Annotated in this window: 19 protein-coding genes; all 19 read right to left on the bottom strand. The window is 45.4% G+C overall.

Annotated features, from left to right (window positions below):
• Positions 1 to 27: 27 nt before the first annotated feature.
• Positions 28 to 1,242, bottom strand: a complete 1,215-nt coding sequence (gene dapG / locus AZ46_RS05085) for an aspartate kinase (RefSeq protein WP_029281231.1) — start codon at positions 1,240 to 1,242, stop codon at positions 28 to 30.
• A 71-nt stretch (positions 1,243 to 1,313) separates the two neighbouring features.
• Complete coding sequence (gene asd, locus AZ46_RS05080) at positions 1,314 to 2,357, bottom strand: aspartate-semialdehyde dehydrogenase (protein ID WP_029281232.1); 1,044 nt, start codon at positions 2,355 to 2,357, stop codon at positions 1,314 to 1,316.
• 138 nt (positions 2,358 to 2,495) lie between these two features.
• Positions 2,496 to 3,095 (bottom strand): dipicolinate synthase subunit B, encoded by a 600-nt coding sequence (gene dpaB / locus AZ46_RS05075; RefSeq protein WP_029281234.1) that lies wholly within the window; start codon positions 3,093 to 3,095, stop codon positions 2,496 to 2,498.
• Positions 3,092 to 3,994, bottom strand: a complete 903-nt coding sequence (gene dpaA / locus AZ46_RS05070) for a dipicolinic acid synthetase subunit A (protein WP_029281236.1) — start codon at positions 3,992 to 3,994, stop codon at positions 3,092 to 3,094. The genes dpaB and dpaA overlap by 4 nt, the downstream gene beginning before the upstream one ends.
• 155 nt (positions 3,995 to 4,149) lie before the next feature.
• Entirely contained in the window at positions 4,150 to 4,407 is a 258-nt protein-coding gene (locus AZ46_RS05065; RefSeq protein WP_029281238.1) for a YlmC/YmxH family sporulation protein, read from the bottom strand.
• Positions 4,408 to 4,484: 77 nt separating this feature from the next.
• Entirely contained in the window at positions 4,485 to 5,723 is a 1,239-nt protein-coding gene (locus tag AZ46_RS05060; RefSeq protein ID WP_029281240.1) for a M16 family metallopeptidase, read from the bottom strand.
• 54 nt (positions 5,724 to 5,777) lie between these two features.
• A complete protein-coding gene (locus AZ46_RS05055) occupies positions 5,778 to 6,737 on the bottom strand; it encodes a polysaccharide deacetylase family protein (protein WP_029281241.1) in 960 nt (319 codons plus the stop codon).
• A gap of 134 nt (positions 6,738 to 6,871) precedes the next feature.
• Positions 6,872 to 8,989, bottom strand: a complete 2,118-nt coding sequence (gene pnp, locus AZ46_RS05050; protein ID WP_029281243.1) for a polyribonucleotide nucleotidyltransferase — start codon at positions 8,987 to 8,989, stop codon at positions 6,872 to 6,874.
• 174 nt (positions 8,990 to 9,163) lie between these two features.
• On the bottom strand, positions 9,164 to 9,433 hold the full coding sequence (gene rpsO, locus AZ46_RS05045) for a 30S ribosomal protein S15 (protein WP_029281245.1): 270 nt from the start codon (positions 9,431 to 9,433) through the stop codon (positions 9,164 to 9,166).
• A 124-nt stretch (positions 9,434 to 9,557) separates the two neighbouring features.
• Positions 9,558 to 10,508, bottom strand: a complete 951-nt coding sequence (gene ribF / locus AZ46_RS05040) for a bifunctional riboflavin kinase/FAD synthetase (protein ID WP_029281247.1) — start codon at positions 10,506 to 10,508, stop codon at positions 9,558 to 9,560.
• Between the two features lie 36 nt (positions 10,509 to 10,544).
• Positions 10,545 to 11,456, bottom strand: a complete 912-nt coding sequence (gene truB / locus AZ46_RS05035) for a tRNA pseudouridine(55) synthase TruB (protein ID WP_029281249.1) — start codon at positions 11,454 to 11,456, stop codon at positions 10,545 to 10,547.
• Between the two features lie 66 nt (positions 11,457 to 11,522).
• The gene (gene rbfA / locus AZ46_RS05030; protein WP_029281251.1) at positions 11,523 to 11,879 is read right to left on the bottom strand and encodes a 30S ribosome-binding factor RbfA; all 357 of its coding nucleotides are present in this window, start codon (positions 11,877 to 11,879) and stop codon (positions 11,523 to 11,525) included.
• Positions 11,880 to 11,898: 19 nt separating this feature from the next.
• Complete coding sequence (locus tag AZ46_RS05025) at positions 11,899 to 12,177, bottom strand: DUF503 domain-containing protein (RefSeq protein WP_029281253.1); 279 nt, start codon at positions 12,175 to 12,177, stop codon at positions 11,899 to 11,901.
• Positions 12,174 to 14,327: a translation initiation factor IF-2 gene (gene infB, locus AZ46_RS05020; protein ID WP_029281255.1), complete on the bottom strand. Its 2,154-nt coding sequence runs from the start codon at positions 14,325 to 14,327 to the stop codon at positions 12,174 to 12,176. The genes AZ46_RS05025 and infB overlap by 4 nt, the downstream gene beginning before the upstream one ends.
• Positions 14,328 to 14,345: 18 nt before the next feature.
• A complete protein-coding gene (locus AZ46_RS05015) occupies positions 14,346 to 14,648 on the bottom strand; it encodes a YlxQ family RNA-binding protein (RefSeq protein ID WP_029281257.1) in 303 nt (100 codons plus the stop codon).
• Positions 14,648 to 14,923 (bottom strand): RNase P modulator RnpM, encoded by a 276-nt coding sequence (rnpM, locus tag AZ46_RS05010; RefSeq protein ID WP_029281259.1) that lies wholly within the window; start codon positions 14,921 to 14,923, stop codon positions 14,648 to 14,650. Before rnpM ends, AZ46_RS05015 begins: the two co-directional genes overlap by 1 nt.
• Before the next feature lie 13 nt (positions 14,924 to 14,936).
• Entirely contained in the window at positions 14,937 to 16,070 is a 1,134-nt protein-coding gene (nusA, locus tag AZ46_RS05005; RefSeq protein WP_029281261.1) for a transcription termination factor NusA, read from the bottom strand.
• A 69-nt stretch (positions 16,071 to 16,139) separates the two neighbouring features.
• On the bottom strand, positions 16,140 to 16,613 hold the full coding sequence (gene rimP, locus AZ46_RS05000; protein ID WP_029281263.1) for a ribosome maturation factor RimP: 474 nt from the start codon (positions 16,611 to 16,613) through the stop codon (positions 16,140 to 16,142).
• A gap of 312 nt (positions 16,614 to 16,925) precedes the next feature.
• A complete protein-coding gene (locus AZ46_RS04995) occupies positions 16,926 to 21,233 on the bottom strand; it encodes a PolC-type DNA polymerase III (RefSeq protein WP_029281265.1) in 4,308 nt (1,435 codons plus the stop codon).
• Between the last annotated feature and the right edge of the window lie 15 nt (positions 21,234 to 21,248).

Raw genomic sequence — 21,248 nt, 5'->3', positions numbered from 1 at the left:
CTCTTCTTCTTTCTAAGTTTCTGTCTTTTATTCAGAGAGATCAAATGCGCTATGCAGAGCATTGACGGCGCTGATCATATCTTCCTCTTTTACTAATACCCAAATTGTAGTATGACTATCTGCCGACTGGAGAATTTGAATACCTTCTTCCGACAGGGCCGTCACAATTTTCGCTGTTACTCCCGGTACTCCTGCGATGCCTGCTCCAACTGTGGAAACTTTCGCACAGTGGCGTTTAACAGCAGGGTCATATCCCATGCTTTTCAGTATTCTTACTGCGTCATCCGTTACGTCCTCAGAAACCGTATAGATGACTGCACTTGGTGTGATGTTGAAGAAGTCAACGCTGATGCCTGCGCGTGCCATTGCTTTGAATACTTCTGTCTGCACCTCATACTGTCCATCTTTTGCCGTAACGTTCAGCTGCGTCACATTCGGAACGTGGGCAATGCCGGTAATCAACCTCTCTTGAAGATCACTGCCGAGCTTTTCAGAATGATGGGAGGTCACGAGTGTTCCCTGACCGGATGAGTACGTGGAACGGATTCTGATTGGTACTTTCGCCTGCATGGCAATCTCCACCGCTCTTGGATGGATGACCTTAGCACCCTGATAAGCAAGATTGCAGATTTCCGTATATGTGACTGTGGTCAGCGGCTTTGCTGATTCAACAATTCTAGGATCAGCCGTCATAACCCCTTCTACATCTGTAAAAATATCGATGAAATCCGCATCCAAGGCTGCTCCAAGTGCAGCTGCAGATGTGTCGCTTCCGCCTCTGCCGATGGTTGTGATGTCACCGGATTTTGCCGCTCCCTGAAAACCTGCAACGACAACCACATCGTGACGGTCAAGCTCTCTTCTCAGACGTTCGCACTTCATGTCGAGAATTTTTGCATTCGTAAAGTCTTCATTTGTTAAAAAGCCTGCCTGTGCCCCGCTTAAAGCGGCAGCTGCAATGCCTTCTGATTTCAGCATGCTCGTAAATACCACGGAAGAAATCGTTTCCCCGCATGATAGGAGCATATCCTGTTCGCGCTTTGAAATCGATGCACTGCCTCCGTAAAGCAGATTTAAAAGGGAATCCGTTGCATACGGATCACCGTTTCTGCCCATTGCCGAGACGACAACGACCACTTTATACTGCTCTTTTAACGCTTCTCTTATATGATTCAAAGCCATTTTTCGGCCGTGATCGTCTTTTACTGACGTCCCGCCGAATTTTTGTACGATCAATTTCATCCTAACACCCCGACTCTATACGTAAGAGAAGAGAGCAGGCATTATGTACCCTTGCTCTCTCCTGAACCTTCTTATACTAACTTCAGCTGAACAAGGCTTTCTGCAATTTGCACAGAATTCCATGCAGCGCCTTTTAAAAGATTATCAGACACAATCCATAAATGGAAGCCGTTTGCACGGTCCGGATCTTTGCGGATGCGCCCTACAAACACATCATTTTTGCCGACACAATCAGCTGGCATCGGATACAGCTGTGCACTTGGGTCATCCTGAAGCGTTACTCCCGGAGCTTCTTTTAAAAGCTCACGGATGTCAGACACTCCAACAGTATCTGAATCAAGTTCAATATAGACAGATTCAGAGTGTCCTGTTTCAACCGGAATTCTCACACAAGTTGCAGCAATTTCAAGCTCCGGCATATGCATGATTTTCTTTGTTTCGTTCATCATTTTCATTTCTTCAAACGTAAATCCGTTGTCTTCAAATTTATCGATTTGCGGAATCGCATTAAACGCAATCTGAAAATGTTTTTTATCGCCTTTAACAGGAAGGATTTCCGGTGTGAAATCCTTTCCGGAAAGAATCGCCTCTGACTGTGTTTTCAGCTCTTCAATCGCAGCAGCGCCTGATCCTGAAACAGCCTGGTAAGTTGATACGATTACTTTGTTTAATCCGTGGGCTTTTCTCAGCGGCTCAAGCGCAGCAACCATTTGAATCGTTGAGCAGTTCGGATTAGCAATAATGCCTTTGTGTAATTTAAGGTCTTCTTCGTTTACTTCAGGCACAACAAGAGGAACATCTTGAGCCATGCGGAATGCACTCGTATTGTCCACAACGATCGCACCATGCTTCACAGCCTCTGGAGCAAAGATTTTGGAAATGCTTCCGCCAGCGCTGAAAAGAGCAATTTGAACTCCTTCAAATTTTTCGGGAGATGCAGCCTGAACAATATGTTCTTCTCCTCTAAAGAGGACTTTTTTGCCTGCAGACCGTTCTGACGACAGCAGCGTCAGCTTTGATACCGGAAAGTTCCGTTCTTCAAGCGTTTTTAGCATTTGCTGGCCTACAGCCCCTGTTGCACCGAGGACAGCAACGTGATAACCATTTGTACTCATCAATCATAGCCCCTTCCGCGAATATCCGGCGGTTTCCGGAATAACTTCATGTCATATTGTGTATTAGTTTATCATAGACCAGGTGTATACATTATACAACCATGATTTTTCTTGCCTTCTATTCTAGCAGGAAGAGGCTTATTCGTCATCCCGGAATTTTTCAATAATGACCGGCTGAAACTGTGTATGCTCAAGTGCTGCCTCTACTGTTTCCAAAAGCAGATCCATTTTAGCAACAAGCGAATTCGGCTTTTGAAATGGCGCATCCTGGCCGAACGGTATAAAATAAATATTTTTGGCAGCCATCAGCTGCATTAAATTCGCACCGTTCAGTCCAAGACCGTCATTTGTTGAAATGCCGAGAACAACCGGTTTATGGTTTCTGAGAGTTGCTTTTGCTGCCATAAGGACAGGAGATTCTGTCATTGCGTTTGCGAGTTTGCTCATGGAATTGCCTGTAAGCGGTGCGACAACCATACAGTCCAGAGGAATCTTCGGGCCAAGCGGCTCAGCCCCTACAATAGAATCAATGGCTTTGTGGCCAGTAAGCTCCTCGATTTTTTTGATCCACTCGGCTCCTTCGCCGAATCTCGTATTTGTCATTTTCACTGTGTTTGTGACGACCGGCATCACATCCGCTCCCTCGTCAATCAGCCGTTTTATCTGCGGGAAAACAGCGTCATAGGTGCAGTGTGAACCAGTCAGGCCGAATCCGATCCGTTTGCCTTGTACTTTCATGATGATGGCCCCTTTCGTTTAGAAAACTCCTCCAAAAGCAATGATGAGAGGACGTTGGCAACAATCTGACCGGCTGTTTTTGGGGCAACAATCCCCGGAAGTCCCGGTGCAAGCAGTGCTTTAATGCCTCTTTTCTCAGCATATTTAAAATCCGTTCCGCCCGGCTTTGAAGCAAGGTCGATAATCAGCGTGTGTGGAGGCATCTTTGAAATTACTTTTGCCGTAACAATCTGATGGGGAATCGTATTGATGCAAATATCGGCATCTGTTACTTCCTTCTCCAAATCCTCAAGTTTAAAGGACTGCAGCCCCATTTCAATAATCCGTGCAATATGCGACGATTTTCTTGCCCCGACCTTTACTTTAGCCCCCAAAGCTGAAAATGTCCGTGCTACACTCATGCCTACGCGTCCGAGTCCGAGGACCGCAATTTTCGAACCGTGAATGGTAAAATCCGTGTGCTGAATGGCCATCATGATGGTTCCTTCTACGGTGGGAATGGAATTATAAATGGCCACATCATCACGTTCGAACAGCTGAACCAGCTCTCTTTTCGTTTCCTGGATTATTCCGTTTAAGTATGAATTGCTGATGCCGGAATAAATGACGCAGTGAGGAGGCGTCCTTGCAATAAGCTCCTCCGTCAGCACGACTTCTTCATTAGAGAAAATGGTATCGACATGGCCTTCAAGGTTTGTTCCGGGAACAGGCAAAATGATCACATCTATTTCTTCAAACCGCAGTTCGGCAAGCTTAAGCTTTGCGGCACCGGTAAAGCCATGGTCCAGCTGATCAAAACCGATTAAAAACAGTTTTGCATCCAGTTCTGTAAGCTTTCTGATCACCTCAAGCTGCCGGGCATCTCCCCCAATGACTGCTATATTAAGTCCTGTTAACATACGACCCTTTCACCTACTTTTTCGCGATGTCTATATTCAAATAAATAAACTCATAGTGAACTTACTTAAGCATCTTATGTCAAAACGCCATGCAGGGTGATAGTCTTTGAAGCATTAAAACGCATAAAAAAAAGCGATTGGCACGCCAATCGCTTTTACTCAAGAAGCTTGATCTGATGATCTTCTATGTCCAGAATGATCATATCTGAGCCAATCTTTTTAATGTGGGTCCACGGAACCCTAATTTCGTCACCTTGCTTTCTGAATCCAAACCATTTAACGGACGGAATCACTAGGGCGGTTATTTGGCCGGTTTTTTCATTGATTTCAAGATCGGTCTGCCCCAGAATGCCGAGTCTTTCCGCTCTCTTAACATCGACGATTTCTTTTCCGCTAAGCTCGCTCAGTCTCATGTTCAGGAAGCCTCCTTTTTAACATATATATCCCCGCACACAAAAAAAAGACCTGCTTTGAAGGCAGGTCCGGGAAGTTAACGAAGAGAAGAAGGAAGCTTTCCATCAGGGCTTATAAGCGCAACGGAATACTCATCTGTAAACAGCTGTTTTGCAAGAGCATTTACGTTATCAGCTGTTACTTCATTAATTTTTTCAATCATTTCATCCAAGCTTCTGTGGCGTCCAAGAAGGAGCTCATTTTTGCCGTTTCGGCTCATGCGGCTGTTTGTGCTTTCAAGACTGAGCATGAGGTTGCCCTTCATTTGCTCAACGCTGTTTGTCAGCTCTTTTTGCGTAATGCCGTCTCTTTTAAGGACCTCAAGTGTTTCCTGAATGGTTTCAAACAGGACATCAAGCTGCGCCCGGCCCGTTCCTCCATAAATCGTCAGCATACCATTATCCTGATAGGATGAATGGTATGAGAACACGGAGTATGCGAGGCCTTTTTGCTCTCTTACATCCTGGAAAAGTCTTGAGCTCATGCTGCCTCCAAGAACGTTGTTCAGTACGATCAGGTCATAAATCTTTTCATGTCCGACCTGAAGGCCGTCAAAACCAATGCAAAGGTGAGCCTGCTCTGTATCTTTTTTCCGTGCGAGTTTCTCGGTCATAAAAGCAGGAGCTGAAATTTCGGTTCCTTTTTTGGATGTTTCAAATGACCCGAACTGTTTTTCAACTTCTTTAATGAAGCTCTCAGAAATATTTCCGGCAACAGAAATGACCACATTTTCAGGAGTGTAGTATTGTTCCATATAGTCTCTTAATGTGTCGCTCTCAAACTTAGCAAGGGTTTCTTCCGTTCCGAGAATCGGATATCCCAGGGGATGATTGCCGTAGGTTGCTCTGCTGAGAAGGTCGTGAACGATATCATCAGGCGTATCTTCATACATTTTAATTTCTTCATAAACGACGTTTTTCTCTTTCTTAAGTTCAATCTCATCAAAAGTGGAGTTGAAAAACATGTCAGAAAGCACTTCTAGCGCGAAATCAGAATGCTCATCAAGCACTTTGGCGTAATAGCAGGTGTATTCTTTAGAAGTAAAAGCGTTTACTTGCCCGCCGATGCTGTCAAAAGATTCAGCAATTTCCCGTGCTGATCTTGTTTTTGTCCCTTTAAAGAACATGTGCTCCAAAAAGTGTGAAATGCCGTTGTTTTTTTCATTTTCATTTCTTGATCCCGTGCCGATCCATACCCCGATTGCAACTGATCTCACATGGGGAATATTTTCGAGCACAACTCTTACGCCGTTTTGGCATGTATATTTTTTTATCAAGCTTGTTCCTCCTATCAATGCTTCCAAGGATCCGCATTATGCACTCCTCTGTCATCATTCAGGTGCCGGCATCCGCTTTTCGTCCATCAGCATCGTTACATTTCCAAAGCTGTAGCCCTTCTGCTTAATGGATGTAATCAGCGTTTCCAGGCTTTTCGAAGAAGATTCTGTCGGGTGCATGAGAATCATAGCCCCATTATGGACTTTTTTCATGACACGTTCAACTAAAACATTCGGCGCAGGCTTTTGCCAGTCAATCGTATCTACGGTCCAAAGGACGGTTTTCATGTTATATTCTGCGGCAGCTGCAATGGTTTCCTGCCTGAAGCTTCCGCTTGGCGGTGCAAACCAGACAGGCTGTTTTCCTGTCTGCCCTTTGATGATTTCATTAGTCCTAGTTATCTGCCTCTTCGTTTCGTCTGAAGTCAGTCTGGCCATGTCAGGATGGGAATAGGAATGATTGCCGATATCATGGCCTCCGTCTGAAAGTTGCGCGACGAGGTCAGGATTCTGTTCAGCCCATCTTCCTTCAAGGAAAAAAGAAGCTTTTACCCCATGCTTTTTTAAAACCCGCAGCATGTCCGGCAAGTATTCATTTCCCCATGCGACGTTAATCAGAAAAGCAACCATCGGCTTTTCCGGATGGCCTCTGTAAATTGGCGCAGGAGGCAGATCGTTCAAGTGAACCCGGGGGCTGACTTGTTTAAAAACAAGAAGCTTTTCATCAAAGACGCCATTTTTTTTCATTTTCCGGTACGAGGCTTCTGCATCTACAGACAGCCCGTTATAGCCTGGTGTAGCTTTCCAGACGGTATGTATGACGGCATCCTGGGCAGGCTTTTCATAGTCTTTCATTTTGGCTGCAATCGTTTCATACAATTCATCCTGCTGCTTAACAGCAGCGACGTTTTCCTGTTTCATCGTCGTCACATAGGCAGACGTAAACGGATTCTGTATGACAGCTGCTGTCAGCAGCATCAGCATGATTATGCCAACCAAACGGAACCTCTTCATGTATGTCTTCCCCCTTTTTACTAGAAAGTATGTATGGAGGGGACGAGGTAGACCAGAAAAGCGGAATCGCCTTTTTCGTTCATTGAAGCCAAAAAGCAAAAAGAAGCCAGACTGGATATTCTGGCTTCTACACGTTAAGAATTTTGCTTTTCTTTTTCTTTCTGTTCGCGGAGAACGGCTTTTCTTGAAAGGTTGACGCGACCCTGTTTATCAATTTCAGTTACTTTGACAAGCAACTCATCACCGATTTTAACAACATCTTCAACTTTTCCGACGCGCTCTTCTGCAAGTTCAGAAATGTGTACTAAACCGTCTTTGCCATTGAAAATTTCAACGAACGCACCAAATTTTTCAACGCGTTTTACTTTACCCAAGTACAGCTGTCCTACGACTACTTCGCGGACAATGTCTTCAATAATCTGTTTCGCTTTTTGGTTCATTTCTTCGTTTGTTGAAGAGATGAAGACTGTTCCGTCTTGTTCAATGTCAATTTTCACGCCAGTTTCTTCGATGATTTTATTGATTTGTTTTCCGCTTGGTCCAATGACATCACGGATTTTATCAGGATTGATGGCCATCATCAGAATTTTTGGTGCATATGGCGAAAGCTCTGTACGCGGCTCCTTTATTGTTGCAAGCATTGACTCAAGAATCTCCATGCGTCCTTTTTTCGCCTGCAGAAGCGCTTCTTCAAGAATTTCGCGGGAAAGTCCGTCGATTTTAATATCCATTTGAAGAGCGGTAACCCCTTTTGCAGTTCCGGCCACTTTAAAGTCCATGTCGCCCAAGTGATCTTCCATGCCCTGAATATCAGTCAGAACCGAATAATGATCTCCTGATTTAACAAGACCCATCGCAATACCTGCTACAGGGGCTTTCAAAGGCACACCGGCATCCATCATGGCAAGCGTGCTTGCACAGATGCTTGCCTGTGAAGTAGAACCGTTTGATTCCAGAACCTCTGATACGAGACGGACTGTATAAGGGAAGTCCTTTTCTGACGGAATAACAGGTTCAAGGGCTCTTTCGCCAAGTGCTCCATGTCCGATTTCCCTGCGTCCGGGACCGCGCATAAATCCGGTTTCCCCTACGCTGAACAGAGGGAAGTTGTAATGGTGCATAAAACGCTTCGTCTCTTCAAGGCCAAGACCGTCAAGAATTTGAACGTCTCCAAGTGCACCTAAAGTACAAATGCTGAGAGCCTGCGTCTGTCCGCGTGTAAACAGGCCGGAACCGTGTGTCCGGGATAGCATGCCGACTTCAGAAGAAAGAGGACGGATTTCATCAACCTTACGGCCATCCGGGCGCACTTTGTCTTCTGTGATCAGGCGGCGGACTTCCTGCTTCACTAATTTAGAAAGAATTTCTTTTACCTGTTTTAAAGTGTCAGCTTCAGCTTCCTGCGCTTCGAAGTGTGCAACCACTGTTTTTTTGACTTCATTGATTGCTTCTTCGCGGGCATGCTTCTCCTGCACCTGAATAGCTGAAAGCAGATCTTTCTCAGCCATTTCACGAATGCCTTTTTCAAGCTCTGCATCTAGTGTGTAAAGCTTTACTTCCGATTTTTCTTTTCCTACAGCTGCAGCGATTTCTTCCTGGAAAGCAATGAGGCGCTTAATCTCATTATGGCCGAACATGATCGCTTCAAGCATGATTTCTTCAGGCACTTCATCCGCACCTGCTTCAACCATGTTGATTGCATCCTTCGTTCCGGCAACAACAAGGTGGATATCGCTTTTATCCATTTGTTCAACCGTTGGATTGATCACAAACTGGCTGTCTACACGGCCGACAACGACGCCGGCAATCGGGCCTTCAAACGGAATGTCTGAAACCGTCAGTGCCAGAGAAGATCCGAACATGGCTGCCATTTCAGATGAGCAGTCCTGGTCCACACTCATGACGATGCTGACAACCTGAACTTCATTGCGGAATCCTTCTGCAAACAGAGGACGAAGGGGACGGTCAATCAGGCGGCTTGCAAGAATTGCTTTCTCGCTCGGACGTCCTTCTCTTTTAATAAAGCCCCCCGGAATTTTACCGACAGCGTAAAGACGCTCCTCGTAGTTGACAGTCAGCGGGAAAAAGTCGACAGTCTTAGGTTCTTTTGATGCAGTTGCCGTGCTCAGTACGGCAGTATCTCCGTAGCGGATCATGGCCGCTCCATTTGCCTGCTTTGCAAGCTGGCCGACTTCAACAGTCAGTTCTCTGCCTGCCCAGTCAATGGAGAACACTTGTTTATCTTGTCCCATATAAAAATGAACTCCTCTCATCATATGTCACAACATACTGGTATGTATTATTATGAACGATTTAAATTCAACATATCAATGTTATTCCGGTATGTAAATAGGTCACGTGCAAATCCTGGTATTTTTATTTTCGTACACTAAAAAAGCGGGAATTTCTCCCGCTTTTTCAAAAGATTATCGGCGTAGACCAAGCTTGTTGATCAGGTCACGATAACGAGTTACGTCATTATTGCGCAGGTACGTCAAAAGATTACGGCGTTTACCTACCATTTTCAAAAGACCGCGACGTGAGTGGTGGTCTTTCTTGTGAACACGCAAATGTCCGTTAAGATTGTTAATATCCTCAGTTAGGATAGCGATTTGAACCTCTGGAGAACCAGTGTCCGTATCATGCGTTCTGTACTCAGCGATAATTTCATTCTTACGTTCTTGAGTGATTGCCATCCTATTCACCTCCTTCATTTAAAAACCCCAATTACCGAGCAAACGTTGGTGAATCGTTTTGCCAAGCAATGGTTATAAAAGTTACAAGTATTAGAATACTATTATTCGGGCCAGAAGGCAAGCATTAATCTTGCAGTTTCTGAAAAAATTGCTCAGCGGAAGCTTTATCTTTTCCGATCTGCGTGATCAGCTCGTCAATAGAACCGAATTTCTGCTCGCTCCTGATCCGTTTATACCAGAATATAGCTACATTCTTCCCATATATCGATTTATTAAACTCGAAAATATGAACTTCTATGCTGGGCTTGAGTTTTTTATCATCATAAAATGTTGGCTTGTAGCCAATGTTGCAGACTCCGTTATAGCGTTCCCCGTCGAGTTCGAATTGAACAGCGTACACGCCTGTCGGGGGAATGATATAGGCATTGTCAAGCTCGATATTGGCTGTCGGGAAGCCGATTGTTCTTCCGCGCTTATCCCCGTGAATAACCGTTCCTTTTACCCTGTGCGGCCTATTCAGAAGCGTGCAGGCATATTCAACGTCTCCGTTTCTCAGAACTTCCCTGATGAGGGTGGAACTGATTTTGCGGTCGCGGTCTGTCTGCTTGCTGATCACTGTCTGGTCAAAAGCGCTGCGCGAGTGGAACGGCATTGTTTCCATTGTGCCTTTTCCGAGTCTCCCGTAGGAGTAATCAAAGCCCGCTACCACATGTTTCACATTCAGATTGATAATATACTGGTCAATAAACTCCTGCGGCAATAGAGCGGCAAAAGCTTCTGAAAAATTCACGATAAAAAGATAGTCGATCTGCAGATCCTCGATCAGTTCGATTTTGTCCGAAACTGCCGTAATGGCTTCTACATGCTGCGTATTTTTTCTAAGCACCACCGAAGGATGGGGATCAAACGTCATGACCGCACTTTTCAATCCTTTTTCTTCAGCCAGTTTTCTGGCAGCGGTGATGACTTCCTGATGCCCGCGGTGCACCCCGTCGAAATAGCCAAGGGCCATCGCAAGCGGAGGAAGTTCAGTACTGTTTAAAGAGTGCGGATGTGTCAGTTTAATCGTCTTCACGCCTGGTTCACCTTTTCTGTATCAGCATTCTTCACATCAGTCAATTGCAAGGACTTTGGAAGGTTTTAGGAAGTGAGGCTTTTCAGGATGCTGCCTGTATATAGCAAGACATGTCCCGTCTTCTCCGTACACAGCAATGGATTCCGCGCCGGGGTTTAAACCTGCCGGAACCTCAAGCAGTGTGCCGTTTTTCACTTTCTTTGCTAATGTATCATTTATTGAAAGTTTCGGCAAATGATTTAAAGCTGTTCCAATCGGGATCAAAAGCTCCTGCAGACGGTTTTCTTCTGCCACCTTTTCAATTTCTTCAAAGGTATGGCACTGGTCAATGGTAAATGAGCCTGAGCCTGTCCGCACGAGATGGGACATGTGGGCCGGATAGCCGAGGTGTTCGCCGATCATGACAGCAAGGGTCCTCACATACGTTCCTTTAGAGCATGAAACTTTGAAGCGGAAAGAGGCTGTTTCCCCGCCTGACTGCACACTGGACAGCAATGTCATCTCATGAACGGTGATCTTTCTTGAAGGGCGCTCAATTGTCTGTCCTGCGCGTGCGTATTCATACAGCTTTTTGCCTCCGATTTTGACAGCAGAGTACATAGGCGGCACTTGATCAATCTCACCCGTCAGGCTGCTGAGTGCATCAAGGGCCATTTCATCTGTAATCGTTTCAATGACGGCTTTTTTCTCGACTATTTCACCGGACGCATCCTCTGTTTCGGTTGATATGCCGATGGTCACTTCTGCCTCATAGGTTTTTGACTCTGCCGTTAAATACTCGACGATCTTTGTTGCACGGCCAAGACACACAGGCAAAACACCCGTTACATCCGGGTCAAGCGTGCCGGTGTGACCCACCTTTTTCGTTTTAGCAATTCTTCTCATTTTCGCGACACAGTCGTGGGATGTCATTCCTGCAGGCTTATGTATTAATAAAACACCTTCCATGGAACATGTTCCGCCTTTCTGTCTGCAGGCTAAACGAAAAGGATAGACAGATGTCTATCCTTTCTTTTAGTCTTCCTGCTTGTTTTCCTGGTTGATTTCGTGTATCAGCGTTTCGATCCGGTTGCCGTAGTCAACCGATTCATCAAATTCAAAAAGAATCTCAGGTGTCTTTCTGAGCCTGATGCGCTGTCCGATTTCAGAACGGATAAATCCTTTGGCTTTTGCGAGGCCTTTAAGAGTGTTTTCTCTCTTTTCCGCGTCCCCAAGAACTGAAATATAGACTTTTGCAATTTGAAGGTCTCCCGAAACTCTTACATCTGTTACAGTGACGAAACCGATGCGCGGGTCCTTGATTTTGCGGCTGATGATCTCACCAAGCTCTTTTTTCATTTGCTCGCCGACTCTGTTTGCTCTTAAACTCATGCTTTCTTTCACCTCACCGTTAAAACCAATCAAACGAGGTTACAGTGCGCTCAATTTCCGGAAACGAATCAATCATGGCAAGAGCCTTCTGAATTTCTTTTTCCGTCTGAACTTTACTTGATGTCACGGCAGCTATGCCAATCTTTGTCCTCTGCCATGTATCCTGAAAATCAATTTCTGAAACAGAGACATTCAGTCTCTGCTTCAGCCTCATTAAAACACGCTGTAAAACGGCCCGTTTGTCTTTCAGCGATCGTGCGTCATAAATGATGCATTCGCACTCCGCATATCCAATCACTTGCGTTCAATCTCTTCCATTACGTAAGCTTCAATGACGTCTCCTTCTTTAATGTCATTGAAGTTTTTAATGGTAATACCGCACTCGTAGTTCTGTGCTACTTCTTTCACATCATCTTTGAAGCGTTTCAGGGCATCCACTTCGCCTTCAAATACGACGATGCCATCGCGGATTACGCGGATGCTGCTGTCACGTGTGATTTTGCCGTCCGTTACATATGAACCGGCGATGGTGCCGATTTTAGAAACTTTAATCGTCTGGCGGACTTCAACCTGGCCGATTACTTTTTCTTCGAATTCCGGATCAAGCATACCTTTCATGGCAGCTTCAATTTCTTCGATGACTTTATAAATAATGCGGTGAAGGCGAATGTCAACATTTTCGGCATCGGCCGTTCTCTTAGCATTTCCATCAGGGCGGACATTAAATCCGATGATGATGGCATTTGATGCCGATGCAAGGATCACATCGGATTCTGTGATCGCACCTACTCCGGTCATGATGATTTTCACTTTTACGCCTTCAACATCAATTTTATTAAGAGATGCTGCAAGTGCTTCGGCAGAACCTTGTACGTCAGCTTTAACGATCAGGTTGATATCTTTAATATCTCCCTGCTTGATTTGCTCAAACAAGTCGTCAAGGCTTAGTTTTGCGCCTTCTCTGCGCTGCTCGTCAATTTGTTTGCTGGCACGGGCTTCACCGACCTGGCGCGCTTTTTTCTCATCTGCAAATACCATGAACTGGTCGCCAGCCTGAGGCACATCGTTCAAGCCGGTAATTTCAACAGGAGTCGATGGTCCGACTTCCTTCACGCGTCTTCCAAGATCATTGACCATCGCACGGACGCGTCCGTATGTGTTGCCGACTACAATGGAGTCCCCAACGCGGAGTGTGCCGTTCTGTACAAGCAGAGTGGCAACAGAACCGCGGCCTTTATCAAGCTGCGCTTCAATAACTGTACCCGTTGCAGAACGGTTTGGATTTGCTTTCCATTCTTCTACTTCACTTACAAGAAGAATCATCTCAAGCAGTTCTTCGATACCGTCACCGGACAGTGCTGAAAGCGGAACAAAAATCGTATCTCCGCCCCATGCTTCAGAAACCAGACCGTATTCAGTCAGCTCCTGCATCACGCGGTCAGGATTTGCTGCTTCTTTATCCATTTTATTTACTGCTACGATGATCGGCACTTCAGCTGCTTTTGCATGGCTGATTGCTTCAACTGTCTGAGGCATAACACCGTCATCAGCTGCAACAACAAGAATAGTGATGTCCGTTACTTGAGCTCCGCGTGCACGCATCGTTGTAAACGCCGCATGTCCCGGTGTATCAAGGAAGGTAATCTTCTTATCGTTGACAACAACCTGGTATGCACCGATATGCTGCGTGATTCCGCCAGCCTCGCCTGCTGTTACCTTTGTGTTGCGGATCGAGTCAAGAAGCGTTGTTTTACCGTGGTCAACGTGACCCATGATTGTTACAACAGGAGGACGGATTTGAAGCTGTTCTTCCTGATCTTCCGTTTCATAGCCTTCAAATTCTGTTACGTCAAAAACGATGATTTCTTCGACTTCTACACCGTATTCACCCGCAATCAGCTCAATTGAATCTTTGTCAAGATCCTGGTTGATTGTGGCCATTACTCCAAGCATAAAGAGCTTTTTAATGATTTCTGAAGGCTCCTTATAAAGCTTTGAAGCAAGTTCGCCTACTGTAAGGCTGCCTGTAAACGTAATTTTGCTCGGCAGTTCTTTTTTAGGCTGAACCGGAGCTGCTCCCTGAGGTCTGCGCTGATTGCCTCCGCGCTTGTTGCCGCCGGGTTTTTTTGCTTGATTGTTCGTTTTTCCTTTATTGAAAGGCTTGTTGCCGCCTTTGTTTGCTGGTTTATTTGTATTAGCTGGTTTGTTGTTAGTATTCTCTTGTTTTTGCATAGGCGTTTTGTGATCTTCCCTTTGTTTGACAGAAATTGATTTAGATGGTTCTTTTTTATCTGCCTTGTATTTTCCGTCCAGTTTAACAATAACATGATCGTCAATCGTTGACATGTGGTTGCTGACTTCTACATTCATGCTCTGCAGGGCTGTTATGACATCCTTGCTAGAGATGTTCTGTTTTTTTGCATATTCGTATACTCTCATTTTCGTCACATGGTCACCCCCAGGAAATTAATCGAGCAAGGTTTTCATTTTAGAGGCAAAGCCTGAATCGACGATTGCCACAACGACCCGGGCATCTTTGCCAATCGCCTGGCCAAGCATATGCCGGTCCGGGACCGAAACAACAGGAATACGATAATAGCTGCATTTGTCATGTACCTTTTTGGCCGTATTATCTGATGCATCCAGAGAGAGAAGAACGAGTTTCGCGCGGGACTGCCGCACTTCTTTAATGACAAGCTCTTCCCCCGAAACAATTTTTCTTGCCCGATTTGCAAGGCCCAGTAAGGACATCCATTGCTGTTTTGACATTAATGGTTCTCCTTTTCAGCCAGCTGAAGCAATTCTTCATAGATGCTGTCTTCAATTTTCACTTGCAGGTGGTTTGCGAGGACATTTTTCTTCTTCGCCTGCAAAATAGCGTCTTTATCAAGAGAGAGGTATGCTCCCCGCCCGTTTTTCTTCCCGGTGGGATCGACGGAGACTTCGCCTTCTTTTGAACGGACAATACGAACAAGTTCTTTTTTAGGTTTCATTTCTCCAGTTGCCACGCATTTGCGGAGCGGAACTTTTCTTTGATTGTTCACATTGCCTCACCTCTTACTTGTCTAGTTCGTCATCACTGAAGGAAAAAAGCGGCTCGTCATCTTCGCTGTCTTCAAGCGGAACATTTGCTCCGGCACGAGGGTAGATACCCATTTGAACAGCATCTGATTCACTCTTAATATCAATTTTCCAGTTTGTCAGTTTGGCTGCAAGACGGGCATTCTGGCCTCTTTTGCCAATTGCAAGGGAAAGCTGATAATCAGGCACAACAACTGTTGTCGCCTTTTCTTCCTCGTTTACATTGACGTCAAGAACTTTGGAAGGGCTTAGGGCATTGGCAACAAATTCGACCGGATCATTCGACCAGTTGACGATGTCGATTTTTTCACCCTTCAGCTCGTTTACAATCGCCTGAACACGCTGGCCTTTAGGTCCGACACATGAGCCGACTGGATCAACTTCGGAATTCTCGGAGTAAACAGAGATTTTCGAACGGTCGCCTGCTTCACGGGCTACAGATTTAATTTCAACGGTTCCGTCATAGATCTCCGGAACTTCAATTTCAAATAAGCGCTTCAGCAGGCCCGGATGTGTGCGCGAAACGAAAATTTGGGGACCCTTCGTTGTTTTTTCCACTTTCGTGATAAAAACTTTAATGCGGTCATGAGGCTTGTATTTTTCGTTCGGCATCTGTTCGCTGACAGGAAGGAGCGCTTCGATTTTGCCCAGGCTGACGTAGATGAACTTAGAATCGATGCGCTGCACGATTCCTGTCATAATATCTTCTTCGCGGTCAACGAATTCAGAGTAAATGACTCCGCGTTCTGCTTCGCGCACGCGCTGAGTGACGACCTGCTTCGCTGTTTGGGCTGCTATGCGGCCGAAATCCTTCGGTGTTACTTCCATTTCCATCACATCATTTACCTGAAAGCTCGGATTGACGCTTTGGGCTTCTTCAACAGAAACTTCAAGTCTTGGATCATACACTTCATCCACGACATCTTTTCTTGCAAAGACTCTCATTGTTCCTGTGTCGCGGTTAAGATCCACGCGCACATTCTGCGCCTGATTGAAATTTCGTTTATAAGCAGAGATCAAAGCAGCTTCAATTGCTTCAATGATCACTTCTTTGCTGATGCCCTTTTCTTTTTCAAGGATGGTTAAGGCATCCAGTAATTCATTACTCATTTTAACGGTTTCCCCCTTATCCATATAGCAGAAATACTTGCATCCTGCTTTTCATTTCATAAAAACAAGTTAATTGAAGGTGACAGCGAGTCTTGCGCTGGCAACCTTTTCGTATGGAATCTGAATTTGTTTTTTCCGGGTCTTAATTGTGACTGTTACAACGACGTGTTCTCCGTCAAATCCAGTCAGCTCGCCTTCAAAAACTTTTGAGCCTTCGAAAGGTTCATATGTTTTGATGTACACATTTTTCCCAATCGATTTTTCGAAGTCAGCTTCTTTTTTTAGCGGGCGTTCAGCACCGGGAGATGAAACTTCGAGGAAATAATTTTGTTCGATCGGATCTGTTTCATCCAGCTTTTCGCTGAGCTTTTCGCTGACAATCGCACAATGCTCAATATCAATTCCATCGCTTGAGTCTATGAATACGCGAAGAAACCATTCTTTTCCTTCTTTAACAAATTCAATATCCACTAATTCCAATGTTAATTCATCTAAAATCGGCGTCACTAGTTCGGCAACGATTTCAGTAACTTTTTTGCTCATCCCGTTCCTCCTTGTGAAATAGAAGCAAATATAGCTTTTAGCTGCTGAAAAACCCTGCTTCATATTGAGCAGGGAATGTATGTACTAAACACGCGATCCGAATGAAGAGACACAAAATATCTCTACTCAATACGAAAGAGTGGGTTTCCCCACTCTCTGCCTCTAACTATCGTTAGCATTTCCATAAAGAATATAACATAACCGGCCATTTATTGCAAATTAAAATCATAGACCGTTCAAGGTTCTGAGCCAAATTGCAAGAAAAAAACGCTGGTACGTCACCGGTAATTTTCTCCTGTTTCAGGCTCGTCATTAAAACAGCGAAAGCTGATTCTGGTCAGGGAGCGACTCAAGACATCCCTGGTTGGTCAGGTACTCGATGATCGTCTTGGATACTTTTCCCCGCTGCTGAAGGTCTTCTTTTGAAAGGAACTCCCCTTCTTCTCTTGCTTTTACAATGTTGATGGCGGCATTTGTCCCAAGTCCCGGAATGGAATTAAAAGGCGGGATGAGCGAATTGCCGTCGATCAGAAAATCTGTTGCACTTGAGCGGTAAAGATCGACCTTCTGGAAGGAGTACCCCCGTTCGCACATTTCAAGAGCCAGTTCAAGGACAGTCAGCAAACTTTTTTCCTTAGGAGATGCTTCAAGCCCTTTCTGGTTGATCTCCTCAATTCTCGCTCTGATTGCAGCAGAGCCCTTTGCCATGCTTTCTACATCAAAATCATCTGCACGGACTGTAAAATAAGCAGAATAATAAAGAAGCGCATGATGGACTTTAAAATAAGCGATTCGGACTGCCATTAATACATAGGCAGCTGCGTGGGCCTTAGGGAACATATATTTGATTTTCAGGCAGGAGCCAATATACCAGTCAGGCACATTGTTTTTTTTCATCTCTTCAACCATCTCAGGCGTCAGTCCTTTTCCTTTTCGGACAGATTCCATGATTTTAAAAGCAAACGATGGATCAAGCCCCTGATAAATCAAGTAAACCATAATGTCATCGCGGCAACCGATTACTTCGCTCAGGGTGCATGTGTTGTCATGAATAAGCTCCTGCGCATTGCCAAGCCATACATCTGTTCCATGAGAAAGGCCCGATATTTGGACAAGCTCTGAAAAGGTTGTCGGTTTCGTATCTTCAAGCATCTGGCGGACAAACCTTGTTCCGAATTCGGGAATGCCAAGGGTGCCGGTTTTACACATGATCTGCTCTTCCGTTACGCCGAGTGATTCTGTCCCGCTGAAGATCTTCATGACTTCTTTGTCGTCTGTCGGAATGGTTTTTGGATCTATCCCGCTCAGGTCCTGAAGCATCCTGATGACCGTCGGATCATCGTGTCCGAGGATATCAAGCTTCAGAAGATTGTCGTGAATGGAATGGAAGTCAAAGTGAGTTGTTTTCCATTCCGCACCGGTGGCATCTGCCGGAAACTGAATCGGTGAAAAATCGTAAATGTCCATATAGTCAGGAACTACGATAATACCGCCCGGATGCTGCCCTGTGCTCCGTTTTACGCCTGTGCAGCCCTGCACGAGACGGTCAACTTCTGCATTCCGGAGCATGAGGTTGTTATCACCCGCATATCCCTTGACATAGCCGTAAGCCGTTTTCTCGGCCACGGTGCCGATTGTTCCTGCACGGTATACATTATCTTCGCCAAACAGCTCTTTTGTGTAGTTGTGGGCTCTTGGCTGGTATTCTCCTGAAAAGTTCAAATCGATATCAGGAACTTTATCTCCTTTAAATCCAAGGAACGTTTCAAACGGGATGTCATGGCCGTCTTTATGATATTTTGCCCCGCATTCCGGACAATCCTTGTTCGGAAGGTCAAAACCCGATCCGACAGATCCGTCGTTGAAAAATTCCGAGTGCTTGCAGTCAGGGCAGACATAATGCGGCGGCAGAGGATTCACTTCGGTTATTTCCGTCATCGTTGCAACGAGCGACGATCCGACGGAACCCCTGGATCCTACTAGATAGCCGTCATCAAGCGATTTTTTAACAAGCTTATGGGAAATGAGGTAAATAACCGCGAACCCATGGCCGATGATGCTCTTTAATTCTTTTTCAAGTCTTGCTTCCACAATTTCCGGGAGATCGTCTCCATAGATGCTTCTCGCCATGCCGTAGCTCATATCGCGGATTTCCTGGTCTGCCCCTTCAATTTTCGGCGTATACAGGTCGTCCTTGATCGGTTTAATGTCATCGACCATAGCTGATACTTTATGAGTGTTGTCAATGACAATTTCACGCGCTTTTTCTTTTCCGAGAAAATCAAAGCAGTCAAGCATCTCGTTCGTTGAACGGAAATGCACATTCGGAAGCTCATGACGGTTAAGCGGATTTGCCCCGCCCTGCGAACTTACGAGGATTTTCCGGTAAATCTTATCCTCCGGCTGAAGATAATGTACGTTTCCTGTTGCAACAACAGGCTTTTCAAGCTTTTCGCCAAGGCTGACAAGGTTTGAGATGATCTCTTTCAGCGCCATTTCATCCCTTATATATTCCATTTGGATTAAATGACGGTATACCTCTGGCGGCTGAACTTCAATGTAGTCATAAAATGCTGCAATGTCTTCCACTTCTTCAGGCGATTTTTGCATCATGCCTTCAAATACTTCACCGCGGTCGCACGCCGATCCGACAATAATCCCTTCCCGGTGTTTGACAAGCTGAGATCTCGGGATGCGCGCAACTCTGTAGAAGTAATCTATATGCGACATGGAAACGAGTTTAAACAGGTTTTTCAGTCCCGTTTCATTCTGGGCAAGAAGGATGGCATGATACGGACGCGCCCGCTGGTAAGCATTGCCCTGGCCCATATTGTCATTAAGCTGAAGGTGATTCTCAATTCCCTTTTCAGCTGCATCCTTGAGCATGCGCAATAGCAGATATCCAGTTGCTTCAGCATCATAAATGGCACGGTGATGCTGGGTAAGCTCAATGTCAAATTTCTTGGCAAGTGTGTTCAGCCTGTGGCTTTTCATCTCGGGATAAAGGAAGCGTCCAAGCTCAAGCGTATCTATGACCGGATTTGCAGCCTTCCCGGTGCCAAGCAGCTTTTTATAGCCTACATTCAAAAAGCCCATATCAAAGCTTGCATTGTGCGCAACGAGGATGTCGTCCCCGGTCCACTCTTTAAACCGGCGAAGCACTTCATCCACATTCGGGGCGTTTGCCACCATATCATCAGTGATCCCCGTCAAATCAATCGTAGTAGCCGACAGCCGGTGATGGGGATTGGCGAATGACTCAAACCGGTCAATGATCTCGCCGTTTTTGATTTTGACCGCAGCGAGTTCAATAATTGTGTCATAAACAGCGGAAAGACCTGTCGTCTCAACGTCAAAAACAACATAGGTTGCTTCAGGCAAAAAGCGGTCCTGCGGGTTGTAGGCAATCGGAACTCCGTCATCCACCAGATTGATTTCCACGCCGTACAGAATCTTGATGCCGTTTTTCTTTCCTGCCGAATAGGCTTCAGGGAAAGACTGCGCCACTGCATGATCTGTAATCGCAATTGCGGGATGGCCCCACTTTTTAGCTTGTCCGACAAGCGAGCCTACTGATGATACAGCATCCATCTGGCTCATCGGACTGTGAAGATGAAGTTCGATCCGCTTTTCTTCCGAAGTATCCTGTCTGACTTCCGGTTTGATCTCGTTGATATCATTTGCAATCATGACAAGATCTCTTACAAACGTATCGTTTTGGATGCTTCCGCGCACTTTCACCCACATGCCCTTTTTCAATGTTTGAAGGAGTGCCGCATCTTCTTTATCACGGGCAAACATTTTCACGAGGATGGAGTTTGTGTAGTCTGTTATTTTAAAGGTGCTGAGCGTTCTGCCGCTCCTCAATTCTCTTGTTTCTGCATCAAACACATATCCTTGTACGGTGATGCGGCGCTCTTCATCTTCGATTGTATCAATCTGCTTAATTTCTTCGTCATTTTTTATCGCATATCCGATCATCAGCGGACCTTGCGGAGCTTCATCCTGCTCTTTGTCTTTCTTCTCCATTTCGGTGATGGCGAGCATGACTTTTTCCTGATCCTCGAGTTTTTTCTTTTCCTGGAACTGTGCGATTTCTTCTTTCGAAATAGTCGTTTTCGTATCGAATTGCAGGGACGGAAACCCGTACTGCGAAAAGCTGTCCTGAAGCAGCGGTGTATATTTTTTCTTAATGGCCATTGCTTCTGTTTCATTTTTCGTTTTAATGATCAGTTTGACCCCCTGCACTTCAGGAGTCTGTTCATTTAAAAGAGACAGCATGGGAGGAGAGATTCCCTCAAGCTCCTGAACACAAACCGACCAGTAGTCTGCAACGAGTTTTTCATTGAACGACTGATCCTTTACCGTCAGCTGAAAGGTTACATCTGCAATATGAGAAAATGCTTTTGTCAGCTTTGCCTGAAAAAGGCGGTATGCATCAAATGGGAGGATTTTTTGAAAGGAAAACTGAAACTCCCATTTTTTCTGCTGCTTTAAAACAGTCAGTTTTGTAATGGCACCTTCAGAGAAAAACGGGTAAACCGTATCTTCTGTCAGCCCGATTTGCTGAAGCAGAAGGTGAAATCGTTCTTTTTGAGCCTTGAGACGCTCTTCTTGCATGTCTGATTTTTCCCT

The sequence above is a fragment of the Metabacillus indicus LMG 22858 genome, from assembly GCF_000708755.2.
Taxonomy (GTDB): domain Bacteria; phylum Bacillota; class Bacilli; order Bacillales; family Bacillaceae; genus Bacillus_P; species Bacillus_P indicus.
Note: the sequence above shows the minus strand (reverse complement) of the source record. Positions and strands in the feature narration are given on the sequence as shown.

Excerpts from the sequence above, each read along its gene's own strand:
- nusA (WP_029281261.1), bottom strand. The coding sequence starts at position 16,070 with ATGAGTAATGAATTACTGGATGCCTTAACCATCCTTGAAAAAGAAAAG.
- dpaA (WP_029281236.1), bottom strand. The coding sequence starts at position 3,994 with ATGTTAACAGGACTTAATATAGCAGTCATTGGGGGAGATGCCCGGCAG.
- AZ46_RS05055 (WP_029281241.1), bottom strand. The coding sequence starts at position 6,737 with ATGAAGAGGTTCCGTTTGGTTGGCATAATCATGCTGATGCTGCTGACA.
- dapG (WP_029281231.1), bottom strand. The coding sequence starts at position 1,242 with ATGAAATTGATCGTACAAAAATTCGGCGGGACGTCAGTAAAAGACGAT.
- rpsO (WP_029281245.1), bottom strand. The coding sequence starts at position 9,433 with ATGGCAATCACTCAAGAACGTAAGAATGAAATTATCGCTGAGTACAGA.
- rbfA (WP_029281251.1), bottom strand. The coding sequence starts at position 11,879 with ATGAGTTTAAGAGCAAACAGAGTCGGCGAGCAAATGAAAAAAGAGCTT.
- dpaB (WP_029281234.1), bottom strand. The coding sequence starts at position 3,095 with ATGAAAGTACAAGGCAAACGGATCGGATTCGGCCTGACTGGTTCACAC.
- AZ46_RS04995 (WP_029281265.1), bottom strand. The coding sequence starts at position 21,233 with ATGCAAGAAGAGCGTCTCAAGGCTCAAAAAGAACGATTTCACCTTCTG.
- truB (WP_029281249.1), bottom strand. The coding sequence starts at position 11,456 with ATGGAAGGTGTTTTATTAATACATAAGCCTGCAGGAATGACATCCCAC.
- AZ46_RS05015 (WP_029281257.1), bottom strand. The coding sequence starts at position 14,648 with ATGTCAAAACAGCAATGGATGTCCTTACTGGGCCTTGCAAATCGGGCA.
- AZ46_RS05065 (WP_029281238.1), bottom strand. The coding sequence starts at position 4,407 with ATGAGACTGAGCGAGCTTAGCGGAAAAGAAATCGTCGATGTTAAGAGA.
- pnp (WP_029281243.1), bottom strand. The coding sequence starts at position 8,989 with ATGGGACAAGATAAACAAGTGTTCTCCATTGACTGGGCAGGCAGAGAA.
- asd (WP_029281232.1), bottom strand. The coding sequence starts at position 2,357 with ATGAGTACAAATGGTTATCACGTTGCTGTCCTCGGTGCAACAGGGGCT.
- rimP (WP_029281263.1), bottom strand. The coding sequence starts at position 16,613 with ATGAGCAAAAAAGTTACTGAAATCGTTGCCGAACTAGTGACGCCGATT.